8 protein-coding genes and 1 pseudogene are annotated in these 12932 nt (G+C 74.6%); 2 read left to right on the top strand and 7 right to left on the bottom strand.

Annotated elements, in window-relative coordinates:
- Window positions 1-7: 7 nt before the first annotated feature.
- Window positions 8-1561: a protein kinase domain-containing protein gene (locus VSR01_RS20245; protein WP_326450588.1), complete on the bottom strand. Its 1554-nt coding sequence runs from the start codon at window positions 1559-1561 to the stop codon at window positions 8-10.
- Window positions 1562-1924: 363 nt separating this feature from the next.
- Here VSR01_RS20245 and VSR01_RS20240 point away from each other — a divergent pair, with 363 nt between their 5' ends.
- Window positions 1925-3601 (top strand): protein kinase domain-containing protein, encoded by a 1677-nt coding sequence (locus VSR01_RS20240; RefSeq protein ID WP_326450587.1) that lies wholly within the window; start codon window positions 1925-1927, stop codon window positions 3599-3601.
- Window positions 3602-3635: 34 nt separating this feature from the next.
- Here the strand turns inward: VSR01_RS20240 and VSR01_RS20235 are convergent, their stop codons facing one another.
- The 4 genes from VSR01_RS20235 to VSR01_RS20220 form a co-directional block, all read right to left on the bottom strand.
- On the bottom strand, window positions 3636-4199 hold the full coding sequence (locus VSR01_RS20235; protein WP_326450586.1) for a bacterial proteasome activator family protein: 564 nt from the start codon (window positions 4197-4199) through the stop codon (window positions 3636-3638).
- A 25-nt stretch (window positions 4200-4224) separates the two neighbouring features.
- Entirely contained in the window at window positions 4225-7161 is a 2937-nt protein-coding gene (locus VSR01_RS20230; RefSeq protein WP_326450585.1) for an ABC transporter permease, read from the bottom strand.
- Window positions 7158-7976: an ABC transporter ATP-binding protein gene (locus VSR01_RS20225; RefSeq protein WP_326450584.1), complete on the bottom strand. Its 819-nt coding sequence runs from the start codon at window positions 7974-7976 to the stop codon at window positions 7158-7160. The genes VSR01_RS20230 and VSR01_RS20225 overlap by 4 nt, the downstream gene beginning before the upstream one ends.
- 225 nt (window positions 7977-8201) lie before the next feature.
- A complete protein-coding gene (locus VSR01_RS20220; protein ID WP_326450583.1) occupies window positions 8202-8891 on the bottom strand; it encodes a PadR family transcriptional regulator in 690 nt (229 codons plus the stop codon).
- 1199 nt (window positions 8892-10090) lie between these two features.
- Between VSR01_RS20220 and VSR01_RS20215 the strand changes: the two genes are divergently transcribed.
- Window positions 10091-10291, top strand: a complete 201-nt coding sequence (locus VSR01_RS20215; protein WP_326450582.1) for a hypothetical protein — start codon at window positions 10091-10093, stop codon at window positions 10289-10291.
- A gap of 209 nt (window positions 10292-10500) precedes the next feature.
- Here VSR01_RS20215 and VSR01_RS20210 read toward each other — a convergent pair whose 3' ends face one another.
- On the bottom strand, window positions 10501-11457 hold the full coding sequence (locus tag VSR01_RS20210; RefSeq protein ID WP_326450581.1) for an NAD(P)H-quinone oxidoreductase: 957 nt from the start codon (window positions 11455-11457) through the stop codon (window positions 10501-10503).
- 362 nt (window positions 11458-11819) lie between these two features.
- A pseudogene (locus VSR01_RS20205) lies at window positions 11820-12856 on the bottom strand (potassium channel family protein).
- Between the last annotated feature and the right edge of the window lie 76 nt (window positions 12857-12932).

Below are 12932 nucleotides of genomic sequence, written 5' to 3'. Positions count from 1 at the left end.
GGGGACCTCAGCCGTCCGTGCCGTCGCCGGGGGCGGTGGTCGGCGGGGTGGTGGGAGGCGTCGTCGTCGGCGGTGGCGGCGTCTTGGTGGTCGGCGCGGTCGTGGGCGTCGTCTCGGTCGGCGTCGGCTTCGTGGTCGTCGGCTTGGTCGGCGTCGCGGTGGTGGTGGGCGCCGAGGTCGTCGGGGTGTCGGTGGGGGTGTCGGTGGACGTCTCGTCCGAGCCGCTGTCCCCGCCGGTCGGCTCGGAGCTGACCTCTCCGCTGTCGGTCGGCTGGTCGTCGGTGGGCCGGCCGGTGGGCTGGCCGGTGTGCTGCGTGGCCGTCGGCGGGTTCGTCTCGGCCGGGGTGTCGCCGTGGCCGGAGTCGCGGGTGGCCAGGAAGACGCCCAGCGCGATGGCCATGACCGCGGCGACGACGAACAGCACCGGCTTGAGCCACCGGTTGCCGCCGCCGCCCGGCGGACGCTCGCCGTAACCGTGCACGTCGTCGCCGCCGGTGCCGCCGATGCCGGCCAGCAGCGGCGGGCCGAGCGGCGCGGTCTGCCCGGCGCCGGCCGGTCCGCCCGGCTGCACCATCGTGGGCGCGGTGCCGGTCGGGCCCGGCGCGACCGCGGCCACCGCCCCGGTGTTCCACTCGCCGTCCGTCCAGCCGCCGCGCTGGGTCAGCGCCTGGTGCGCGTACGCGACGACGCCGCGCATCTCCTCCGCGCTCTGGAAGCGGTCGTCGGGGTGCTTGGCCAGCGCGCGCAGCACCAGCCCGTCGAGCTCCGGCGGCACCCGCTCGCTGACCTGCGACGGCGGCCGCGCCTCGTCCTGCACGTGCTGGTACACCACCGACAGCGGCGTCTCGCCGACGAACGGCGGCCGCAGCGCCAGCAGCTCGTACAGCAGGCAGCCGGTCGCGTACAGGTCGCTGCGGTGGTCGACGGTCTTGCCGAGCGCCTGCTCGGGGGAGAGGTACTGCGGGGTGCCCATGACCATGCCGGTCTGCGTCATGGTGCTGGCCGCGCCGTGCAGCGCGCGGGCGATGCCGAAGTCCATCACCTTGACCGCGCCGGTCGTGGTGATGATCACATTGGCCGGCTTGATGTCCCGGTGCACGATGCCGTGCTGGTGGCTGTACGCGAGCGCGTCCAGCACCCCGGAGACGATCAGCAGCGCCTGGTCGACCGGCGGCGGCGTCGGCCCGGACAGCAGCTCCTTGATGGTGTGGCCCTCGACCAGCTCCATCACGATGTACGGCACCGTGCCGGTCGGCGTGCGGTCCTCGCCGGAGTCGTAGACCGCGACGACCGCGTGGTGGTTCAGGCCGGCCACCGACTGCGCCTCGCGGGTGAACCGGGCCTTGGACGTCGGGTCCTCCGCCAGGTCGCTGCGCAGCAGCTTGACCGCAACGATCCGGCCAAGGCGCACGTCCTCCGCCGCGAAGACCTCGGCCATGCCGCCGCGGCCCAGCCGCCCGGTCAGCCGGTAGCGGCCGTCGCCGACCAGGGCCCCCACGCCCCACTGGCCGGAGGGCTCCGACGCCCCGGCGCCCGCGGCCGTCTCATTGGGGTCGACCATCAGTCCTCGCCGTCGTTCGTCCGTCGGTCGTTCCGGCATCGCCAGGTCCCGCTCCGGCACCGCCTCGGGCGCAACGTCCCTGGTGCGCCACCGTACCGCTTTTCCTGCCCCCGAAAGCTCCGTCCACAGCCCCGCGGGCCGCTTCGGGCACGGCCCGGCGACGACTTCCGGCCCCCTCCCGGCACCCCCGCGGCCCCCGTCACCGGCATGTCACAGCAGCGTCCCGGCCTTGTGCGGGGTCGATGCGCATCAGGTGACGAGATGGTCAACGAACTTGACGTGTCCGTGCGATGGGCCAGACTTGGCGGGCAAGCTCGGGGACGAGTCTGTCCCAAAACAGACTTCCAGGGGGTAGCGGTACAGATGAGCGGGGACGCCGCACAGGGCGGATACACGGGGCGCTCGGTGGGCGGCGGGCGGTACGTACTGCGCGATCTCCTGGGCCAGGGTGGCATGGCGTCCGTGCACCTGGCACACGACACGGTGCTGGACCGGCCGGTGGCGGTCAAGACCCTCCACACCAACCTGGGCAACGAGCAGTCCTTCCGCGAGCGCTTCCGGCGCGAGGCCCAGTCGGTGGCCAAACTCAACCACACCAACATCGTCTCGGTCTTCGACTCCGGCGAGGACGCGATCGACGGCCAGGTCGTGCCGTACATCGTCATGGAGTACGTCGAGGGCAAGCCGCTCGGCGACGTGCTGGCCGCCGACATCGCCCAGTACGGCGCCATGCCCGCGGACAAGGCGCTGAAGATCACCGGCGACGTGCTGGCGGCGCTCGCGGTCAGCCACGAGATGGGCCTGGTGCACCGCGACATCAAGCCGGGCAACGTGATGATCACCAAGCGCGGCGTGGTCAAGGTGATGGACTTCGGCATCGCCCGCGCCATGCAGTCCGGCGTGACCTCGATGACGCAGACCGGCATGGTCGTCGGCACACCGCAGTACCTCTCCCCCGAACAGGCGCTGGGCCGCGGCGTCGACGAGCGCTCCGACCTGTACTCGGTCGGCTGCATGCTCTTCGAACTGCTCACCGGGCGACTGCCGTTCGACGCGGACTCGCCGCTGGCGATGGCCTACCAGCACGTGCAGGAGACGCCGCCGGCGCCGTCCTCCTTCAACCGGGCGCTGGGCCCGGCGGTGGACGCGCTGGTCGCCCGCGCGCTGCGCAAGAACCCCGCCGAGCGCTTCCCGACCGCCGACGCCATGCACGACGAGACCGACCGCGTGCACGCCGCCACCGCGCGGGGCACGATGCCGGTGATCTCCGGCCCGGCCGCCACGGGCAACCGCGGCGAGGGCGTCGCGGCCGCCGTCTTCCCGTCCGCGCCCGGCCCGGTGCAGACCCCGCCGCCGCACATCCAGACCCCCTACGCGCCGACGCCGAGCCCGTACGGCCCCTCGACGCCGCCGCCCTCCGCCTACGGCTACCCCAACCAGGGCGGTGCGCAGACCCCGCCGCCCACCACCCCGGCCTACAATTTGGCGCCGAGCCCGGCACCGATCCCGCAGCAGCGCTCCGGCGGGGGCGGCGGCCGCGGCCCGAACACCTCGGTCGTGGTCGGCTCGGTGGTCGCCGTCGCCGCCATCGCGGTGATCATCGTGATCATCGTCGCGATGTCCGGCGGGGGCGGCGGCGACGACAAGGCCGGCGGCGACTCCAGCAGCGGCCCGGCGACCCCCTCGGTCTCCGCCTCCACCTCGGCCGAGCCGACCAGCACCACCGGCGCGAACGACATCGTCCAGGGCGACCAGAGCCGCACCATCCCCACCGACCAGTGCACCAACGCCCACAACAGCCTGATCAACCCCGACAAGCCGAACGTCGTCACGATGCCGAACGTCAGCCTCATCTACGTCGACTCGGTCGTCGCCTGCTTCCAGGCCGCGGGCTGGCCCTACCAGATCAAGCACGTCGACGAGCAGCAGTGGGGCAAGGGCACCGTCACCGACCAGAACCCCAAGTACCTCGACGACTACGACCCGAAGAAGGACGGCAAGATCACCATCTGGGTGTCGACGGGCAAGGGAGCGAACTGACCTCCGGTCGGTTCCGGCCCCGGCCACCGGTCGGCTACAGGTAGGGGCCCGAGCGGGTCTGGGGGGAGTCCGCGGCGTCGTCCTCGTGGCCGCCCATGCCCGGCGGCAGCGCCCTGCGCATCTGCTCCAGCTGGGCCCGCGCCGCCATCTGCTGGGCGAACAGCGCCGTCTGGATGCCGTGGAAGAGCCCTTCCAGCCAGCCGACGAGCTGGGCCTGGGCGATCCGCAGCTCCGCGTCGGAGGGAACGCTGTCGTCCATGAACGGCAGCGACAGCCGCTCCAGCTCCTCGACCAGCTCCGGCGCCAGCCCGGCCTCCAGTTCCTTGACCGAGCTGGCGTGGATCTCCTTCAGCCGCACCCGGCTCGCCTCGTCCAGAGGCGCCGCGCGCACTTCCTCCAGGAGCTGCTTGATCATGCTGCCGATACGCATCACCTTGGCCGGCTGCTCGACCATCTCCGTCACCGGCACCTCGCGCGGCTCCTCGCCCTCGGCGGCGCCGCCGCCGAGCGCCATCCCGTCGGGGCCGACGACCAGGACGTGCGTGTTCTGCGGATTCTGAGCGCCTTCAGGCGAGCGTTCGTTCATCGGCATCTCCATACGCCCATTGTCCCGCACCGACTCGCTAGGCCTCCGCCCGGCGGGCTATTTCGGTACGCGAGCGCGTGACCAGGGCCGCCAGCAGCGCGGCCCCCACCGGCACCGCGACGACCAGCATGGCCATGGTCGTCCAGGGCAGCACCACCGGGACGTGCGGGATGTCGCCGGCGCCGCCCCAGCCCCTGTCGACCGTCTGGTGGTAGTAGTCCCACTCGTGGTGCCGCTCGGCGCGGCGCAGCCCCACCGCGGGCACCACGCCCGCGACGGTGCCGAGCACCACCCCCATCGCCGCGACCACCCCGGACTGGAAGCCGGACAGCGTGCGCCGCACCCGCGGCTCCGCGCCGATCGCGGCGAGCGTGCGCAGGTCCGGTTCGGCGTCCGCCTGGGCCAGGCCGGTGGCGATGCCGGCCGCGCCGACCGTCACCAGCCCGGCGAAGATCGTCAGCGCCAGCAGCACCACACCGTCCTGCGACTGGTAGCCGCGTTCCAGATACGTGTCCGCGTCGGTGCCGATCTTCGCCAGGTCGGAGCTGAGCGCCTGCCGCTGCTCGTCGGTGGGCATCCGCGAGGTGGTGAACAGCGAGCCCAGCGGCACCGCGCGCAGCCCGGCCGAGGCGACGGCCCGCTGCGGCAGCACCGCCGCGATGCCGTACGGCCGGTGCGCGGTGCTCAGGTGGACCGGCAGCGCGACGATCCGCGCCCCGGGCGGCAGCTTCCCGTCCTGCGCCCCGCCCGTGTTCTCGTCCGGGTCGATCTGCAGCCGCAAAGTGCCGTGGTCCAGCTCGGCGCGGTCGAACAGCACGCTCTCGCCGCGGGCCAGCGCGCGCTCGGCCGCACCGTCGCGCACGCCCAGCGCGTGCAGGACGGCCGGTCCGCCCACCAGGATGTTGCCCTCGGTGCTGATCGCCGCATTGCCCGTGTCGAAGGCGCAGCGCCAGTCCGACACCAGCGCCCGGCGCTGCGCCAGGCTCAGGGACGCCACTCCGTCTTCGGCCTGGCTCGGGCACTGGTTGGCCTTGGGCACCAGCGCCTCCACCGCGCCGCAGCCGGGCTGCGAGCTGTACATGTCGCAGATCCGCGAGCCGACCGCGAGCCGCGAGACATCGGCGCGGCCCGAGACCGGCAGCCGCTTCTGCACCGCCGCGCGCACCGCGGGCAGGTCCCGGCCCTGGTTGCTGCCGGTGCTCACCACGTACACCCCGCGCGGCGCCCTGGCGTGGTAGTCGTCCCGGTCCTGCCGGTCGGAGCTGGCCGCGTAGGTGGCCACCGCGACCGTGCCGGCCACCGCGGCCAGCACCGCCGCCACCGCCGGGGCCGTGCGGCCGCGGTTGCGCACCGCGTCGCGCAGCGCCAGCCGCGGGGACAGCGGCAGCCAGCGGCCGAGCCGGCCCGCCATCCCGACCAGCGTCGGCGTGACCGCGACCATCCCCAGCTCGGCGATCGCCGAACCGGCCGCGACCACCAGATTGTCGTCGGTGCGCACCGACCCGTAGAGGGCGATGGCACCGCCCAGCACGATCGCGCCGACCCCGATGAACGGCAGCACCCGGTTGGCGTGCCGCACACCGCGGCGGCCGGTCAGCGAGGACAGCACGCTCTGCCGGGACGCGGTGATCGCGGGCACGATCGCCGCGAGCACGCCGGTGAGCACCGCGAGGGCGGAGATGCCGAGCAGCTCCAGCGGGCGCAGGGTGAGCCCGCCGAACCGCGAGCCCACGTAGTCCTCCAGCGCTCCGCGCAGCGCCACGGTGAGCAGGAGGCCCAGCAGGGTGCCGACCACCGCGGCGACCGCGCCGATCACCAGACCGCCGGAGAGCACGATCGCCCTGATGTGCCGGCGGTCGCCGCCGTTGGCGCCGACCAGGCCGAGCTGGCGCCGGGACCTGCGGGCGCCCACCGCGAACGCCGGACCGGCCAGCAGGCAGATCTCCAGCACCGACAGTCCCGCGATGGTCGCCGCTATGGCCACCGCCGCGGCCCGCTTCGCACCGCTCTGCGTCACCAGGTCCTGCGTGCCCTGTGCCCTGTACAGCGGCACCTGGTCGCGGGCCGGCGGGTGCAGCAGGACCGCGCGCGACACCACGGTCACGCCGCGGGTGTTGGCCTGCTGGACCATCGGCCAGCTGAAGTCGCGCCCGACCGAGAGCAGGTAGCTGAGGTCGTCGGAGGACGCGTCGGCGCCGGCCGCCTTGCGCGCCGTCTCGTACGGCGTGATGAACGCGCCGGGCAGCGCGTCGAGTTGCGTCGCCTTCAGGTCGCTGGGCAGTTCGTACGCGCCGACGATCCGGTAGGAGCGGTCGAACCCGTAGGCGCTGACCGACGAGCCGAGGTGCAGCCCGCTGGACCTGAGAAACTCGGCGGTGGCCATCACCTCGTCGGGCGCGGCGGGGAAGCGGCCCTTGGTCAGGCGCGTGATGCCCTCGGCCGTCGGGTCGTCGGCCTTCAGCTCACGGACCTCGGTGCTCAGCAGGCCGCTCTTGGTGTGCATCTGGACCCAGCTCTGCTGGTCGGTGATCCAGTGCGCGCCGGCCGGGATCGCCGCCTTGAGGTCGACGGGCGCCGGCTCGCCCGCCTCCGCGCCGTCCGAGTCGTCGCCGCTGTCGTGCGCGGGCCGCGTCTCGTTGCCGTCCGGCGACTGGAACACCGGCTGCGGGCCCAGGTACGCGCTGGTCAGGCGCGCGTCGGCGGCGCCCATGTCCCGGGTGATCTTCTGTTCCGCGGTGAGCTCGGAGCTGCGGATGGTGACGTCGGCCGCGCTGACTCCGACGATCGGCAGCGCGATCATGGCCAGCACCATCAGGCTGCGGCCCTTGTTCCGCCAGGCGTCGCGGCGGGCGATCCTGATCGCCACCCGCCAGGACGACAGCCTGCCGCCGCCCGGCCGGAGTCCGCCGCCGGGCCCGCCGCTCGGGCCGCCGCCGGCCGCGGCGCGCGATGTCTCCTCCGTGGTCGGGCTCATGACGTCGCCCCGCCGGTGAGCAGCGACTCCGCGGAGGAGCGCAGCGTCATGTCGACGACCGCGCCGTCCCGCAGGAAGACCACCCGGTCCGCCCAGGCCGCGAACCGCGGCTCGTGGGTGACCAGCACACCGGCGGCGCCCGCGTCGCAGCGGGTGCGCAGCAGCGCGAGCACCGCCTCGCCGGTCTCGGAGTCCAGCGCGCCGGTCGGCTCGTCGGCCAGCACCAGGCGGCGGTCGCCGACCAGGGCGCGGGCGATCGCCACCCGCTGTTGCTGGCCGCCGGACATCTCGTCGGGGAAGCGGTCGGCCAGGTGGCCGAGGCCCATCTCCTCCAGCGCGGCCAGCGCCTCCCGGCGCGCCCGGCGCGCGCTCGTCCCGTCCAGCTCGCGGGGGAGCGCCACGTTCTCCGCCGCGGTGAGGGCCGGGATCAGGTTGTAGTCCTGGAAGACGTAGCCGATGCTGCGCCGCCGCAGCGCCGCCATCTCCTTGCGGGTGGCGCGGGTCAGGTCGGTGCCCTCGACCACCACCTGGCCGGACGTGGGCAGGTCGAGCCCGCCCGCGATGGTCAGCAGGGTGGACTTCCCCGAGCCCGAGGGACCCATCACGGCGACGAGTTCGCCCGGGAACACGTCCAGGTCGATGCCGCGCAGCGCGTGCACCTCGGTGGCGCCGCTGCCGTGCACCCGGGTCAACCCGGCCAGCCGGAGCACCGGCTGCGGGCCCGCGCCGGCCGCGGGCGGCGTCGCCGCGGACTCCGGTGTGCCGCGTGGCGTGGGCGGTGTGGGCTGTGACGGCGGCGTGGACTGGCTGGACATGGGCGGTTCCCCCTGCGAGTGCCTGCGGGTCGGTGCGTGGCGTGCGATGGTCGGTCGCTCGGTCGATGGGCGGGTCGGTCGGTGGACGGGTGGTGGACGGGTCGGTGGGTCAGTGGCTCGATGGGTCAGTGGGCCGATCGGTAAGCGGATCGGTAGGCCGATCGGTAGGCGGACAGGTGGGTGAGTAGGGAGGCCGGGTGGCCGGGCGCCTGGTCGGGGCGCCGGTCAGTCCGGGCGTCCGGCTCGGCCGCCGCGCCGGAGGCGTCCCGGCGCGGCCGACGCGGGCGCGGACAGCGGTGGTGCGGCGGGCGCGGGTGGCGCCGCCGGCGCGGCGGCCGAGCCGGTGGTCGACGGCCGGGCCGGTCCCAGCGCGGCGAGCCGGGCCAGCCGGGTCTCGCAGTGGTCGAGCCAGCGCGCCTCGGCCTCCGCCTGGAAGATCAGCTGGTCCAGGACCAGCTGCCAGGCCACGTCGTCCCGGTCGAGGGCGGTGTCTCCCCGTGTCACCGCCTCCATGGCCTGCGCCTTGAGCCGGGTGTAGTCCTGCATGGCCTTGATCGTGTGCATGCGCTGCGCCTGGATGACCGCGCGCACGTCCACATCGGGCGAGCCGACGGCCATCGCGAGCTTGATGGCCAGCTCGTTGCGCGGCGGGTTGGCCCGGTCCACCGGACTGGCGTACCAGTCGCGCAGCTCGGCCCGCCCGCGCTCGGTGATCTCGTAGAGCGCGTGGCCCGCCTCGTCCTCCCCGCCGGGCACGACGAGTCCGTCGCGTTCCAGCCGCGAGAGCGTGGTGTACACCTGCCCCACGTTCAGCGGCCAGGTGGAGCCGGTGCGGGACTCGAACTCGGTGCGGAGCTGGAAGCCGTAGCGCGGCCCCTGTTCGAGGAGGGCCAGCAGGCCGTGACGGATCGACATACTCAGTATGTATACCGAGTATGGTCCGCCCCCACAAGCCCGATCGACCCACCGATCCCCGCTTTCACTCGAACGAGCGATCGAATACTGCGTCGTCCGCACGGCCGCGCGGACAGCGGCGGGCGATCCCGCCAGGCGGCGTGACCGGCGGTCGTCGCGGGCGGTCGTCGCGGGCGGCCGGGGAGGCGGCCGGGGAGGCGGGCCGCCACCCGGACGGACCGGCTCGGGATGCCGGACCGGTGACCGCGTGTGACGCTGGGCCGACGGACAGTCGGCGGGAGGCGGGGACGCGTGCGGTGGGCAGCGGGCGGTCGTGCGGCGACCGCGGCGGGGGCGTGGACCGTGGTCGCGGCGGTGCTCGTGCTGGCCCCGGCGTCCCCCGCCCTCGCCGAGCACGCGCCGGCCCCCGCGGCCGCCGACACCGAGCGCCTGCCCCGTCCGGTCGCCCGGCCGCATCCGGACGCCGCGGGGGACGCCGGGCGCGCCGGCACCGCGGAGCACCCCGACCGCTCGGACCAGGCCGGCGAACCCGGCCGGCCCGGTGGCCCGAGCGACCCCGCCCCGTCCCACGGCTCAGGCTCGGCGTCGGCGGACGGCTCCGGCTCGGCGGACGGCTCGGCGGACGGCTCGGCAGGTGGATCGGCAAGCGGCCCGGCAAGCGGCTCCGGCCACTCCGGCCATTCCGACCAGGCCGACGACTCGGGCCGACCGAGCGGATCAGGCCGACCGAGCGGATCGGGCCGAGGTGACGGGACGGGTCGGCCCGGGCCGTCCGGCTCCCCGGACTCCGCCGGCCCGACGCACCACGCCGGGTCCGCGGACGCTCCCGACCCCGGCCCGGTGGGCCCGGTGCTCCCCCACATCACGCTGCCGCCGCTGCCGACCCCGCCGCGTCCCGTGGTCGGCCCGCCGCGACTCCCGCCGGTGCTGCCCTGGAAGCCCGGGGCCGGGGTGGGGGCCCCGCAGGCGGGGGGAGGGGGACGGCCGGGGCGGATCAGCCACAGACGAGCGGGGCCGTACCGTCGGGGACGCCGGGCGGGGGGCACGGGAAGGCGCAGGACGGCGGGCGGGGGACGGGGACGGCGGGGTCGTCGACGCCGGCGGGCGGGCGCGGCGGCGCGGGGGCCGGGCGGAGGACGGCCGCGCCCGGGCGGGTGATCGGGCCGTACGCGCCGCCGCGGGGGCGGGAGCCGTCGTTCGTGCCGGTGCCGGAGGCGCCGGACGCGGGCCCGGCGCCCGCGACGTCCGGGGCGCCGGTGGCGCAGCCCGCGGGGGACGAGCAGGCCGAACCGCTCTACGCGCCGGCCCGCAGGGTGTTGCGGGTGCTGCCGCTCGGCGCGGGGCTGGCGCTGGTCGGGCTCGGCATCGGGTTCCTGGGGTGGCGGCTGCGGCGGGCGTAGAGGGAGCGGGGGGCCCGGCAGTTCGGGCGGCACCTCCTGCGCGGTGGGTGGTGGCCGCCCGCGGTGGGTGGTGGCCGCCCGCGGTGGGTGGTGGCCGCCCGCGGTGGGTGGTGGCCGCCCGCGGTGGGTGGTGGCCGCCCGCGGTGGGTGGTGGCCGCCCGCGGCGGGTGGTGGCTGCCCGCGGCTGCCCGCGGCTGTCCGGTGGGGGCTCAGGTGGTGAGGAGCACCTTGCCGATGTGGGTGCTCGCCTCCACCACGCGGTGGGCCTCGGCGGCCTCGGCGAGCGGAATGGCGCGGTCGACGATCGGGCGGACCGTGCCGGCCTCGATCAGCGGCCAGACGTGCTCGCGCACCGCGGCGACGATCGCGGCCTTCTCGTCGACCGGGCGCGGGCGCAGCGATGTCGCGGCGACGGCGGCGCGCTTGGCCAGCAGGGCGCCGAGGTCGAGTTCGCCCTTGACGCCGCCCTGGAGGCCGATCACGACGAGGCGGCCGTTGACCGCGAGGGCGTCCACGTTCCGCGACAGGTACTTGGCGCCCATGATGTCGAGGATCACGTCGGCGGTGACCTCCTCGGCGAAGTCCTGCTCGCGGTAGTTGACGAGGATGTCCGCGCCCAGGTCGCGGCAGGCGGCGAGCTTGTCGGCGCTGCCCGCGGTGACCGCGACGGTGGCGCCGACCGCCTTGCCGAGCTGGACCGCCATCGTGCCGATGCCGCTGGACCCGCCGTGCACCAGCAGCGTCTCGCCGGGACGCAGGTGGGCGACCATGAAGACGTTCGACCAGACGGTGGAGGTCACCTCGGGCAGCGCGGCGGCCGACACGAGGTCGACGCCCTTGGGCACCGGCAGCAGTTGGCCGGCCGGCACCGCGACCTTCTGCGCGTAGCCGCCGCCGGCCAGCAGCGCGCACACCTCGTCGCCGACCGCCCAGCCCGAGACGCCGGGACCGACCTCGGCGATCCGCCCCGAGCACTCCAGGCCGGGATACGGCGACGCGCCCGCCGGCGGGTTGTAGTGGCCGCGTCGTTGCAGCACGTCGGCCCTGTTCACGGCGCTGGCCGCGACGTCGACGACGACCTCGCCGTCGCCTGCCACCGGGTCGGGCACCTCGGCCCAGGTCAGCGCTTCCGGTCCGCCGGGCTGGGGAATCGTGATCGCGTACATGCGGGCGAGGCTACTCCGCGACGCCGCCGGGGCGTTCGACGCGTCGCTGGTCAGCGCCGCGTGGTCGGAGGTGTTCGGGTGATCGGACGGTCGGGTAGTCGGGTGATCGGGTGGCCGGACGGTTCGATGGTCGGAGGGGTTCGATGGTCGGACGGTCGGATGTCCGTACGGTCGGATGTCCGTACGGTCGGCTTGTGCGTCGGTCGTACGGGATGACGGAGTGAATGGATGACGTCATGACGAGCCGACGAGCTGACGAGCCGACGTCACGACTTGATGAGGAGATGACCAGATGGTGAGGCGACGGGATGATCACCGTACGGTCCGATGATCCGGCGGCCCCTTCCCGCGTCGCGCCCGCGTCAGGTCAGCGGCGCGGTGGTCGGGCCCACCCGGTGGATCGCGATCAGCCGGTCCATCGGCTCCAGCGCCGCCACCTCGGGGTCGTCGTGGTCGAGCAGCCGGTGGCCGCGCTTGACGGAGACCACCAGGTCGGCGATCTCGCGGGGCGCCTTGCCCACCTCCTGCTTGGTGACCGGGCGCTCGATCAGGTCGAGCCCGCTCCCGTACGTGATCAGGTCGTCCATCACCTGGCCGACGCTCGGGCTCAGCATCGACAGGCCGAGCAGCGCCAGGCCGCGCTGGAACTCGTGATCACCGCGTCCGCGCCGGACTGCCGCAGCAGGGGGGCGTTCTCCTCCTCGCGCACGGACGCGACGATGTGCGCGCCTCGGTTGAGCTGGCGCGCCGTCAGGGTGACCAGAACCGCCGTGTCGTCGCGCTGCGCCGCGATGACGATCTGCCGCGCGCGGGCGACCTCGGCGCGCAGCAGCACGTCGTTGCGGGTGCCGTCGCCGACCACGCCCACATACCCCTCGTCCGCCGCCGCCTGCACCACCTTCGGGTTGGGGTCGACCACGACGACACGGTTCTGCGGCACACCGCGGCCGATGAGCGTCTCGGCCGCCGAGCGGCCCTTGGTGCCGAATCCGACGATGACCACGTGCTCGCGCACGGTGCTCCTCCAGCGCTTGAGTCGGTACTGCTCGCGGGTGCGCTCGGCCAGCACCTCCAGGGTGGTGCCGACCAGGATGATCAGGAAGATCACCCGGAGCGGCGTGACCAGGAAGGTGTTCGCCAGTCGGGCGCCGGTGCTGTACGGGACGATGTCGCCGTAACCGGTCGTGGAGAGCGTCACGGTGGCGTAGTAGAGGGAGTCGAGGAACGACACCGAGCCGTTGGCGTTGTCGTGGTAGCCGTGCCGGCCCGCGTAGACGATGACCACGGTGACGACGTAGACGAGGAGCGCGAGCAGCAGGCGGCGCGTCACCTGGCGCAGGGGGCCCGCGGCCGGTCGTGGGAAGAGGATGCGACGGCCGACGCCGCCCGCGCCGGCTATGCCGTGGGCCGCGGGGTCGCGGCCGGCCGCGTCGAAGTCCGCTGCGTCGAGGGTCGCGGTGTCCCGGGTCGGGACG

This window comes from Actinacidiphila sp. DG2A-62, assembly GCF_035825295.1.
Taxonomy (GTDB): domain Bacteria; phylum Actinomycetota; class Actinomycetes; order Streptomycetales; family Streptomycetaceae; genus Actinacidiphila.
This window is presented reverse-complemented; position numbering and strand designations above follow the sequence as displayed.

Bases quoted from the DNA above. Each gene is read 5' to 3' on its own strand.
- VSR01_RS20245 (WP_326450588.1), bottom strand. From the start codon at position 1,561: ATGGTCGACCCCAATGAGACGGCCGCGGGCGCCGGGGCGTCGGAGCCC.
- VSR01_RS20240 (WP_326450587.1), top strand. From the start codon at position 1,925: ATGAGCGGGGACGCCGCACAGGGCGGATACACGGGGCGCTCGGTGGGC.
- VSR01_RS20235 (WP_326450586.1), bottom strand. From the start codon at position 4,199: ATGGAGATGCCGATGAACGAACGCTCGCCTGAAGGCGCTCAGAATCCG.
- VSR01_RS20230 (WP_326450585.1), bottom strand. From the start codon at position 7,161: ATGAGCCCGACCACGGAGGAGACATCGCGCGCCGCGGCCGGCGGCGGC.
- VSR01_RS20225 (WP_326450584.1), bottom strand. From the start codon at position 7,976: ATGTCCAGCCAGTCCACGCCGCCGTCACAGCCCACACCGCCCACGCCA.
- VSR01_RS20220 (WP_326450583.1), bottom strand. From the start codon at position 8,891: ATGTCGATCCGTCACGGCCTGCTGGCCCTCCTCGAACAGGGGCCGCGC.
- VSR01_RS20210 (WP_326450581.1), bottom strand. From the start codon at position 11,457: ATGTACGCGATCACGATTCCCCAGCCCGGCGGACCGGAAGCGCTGACC.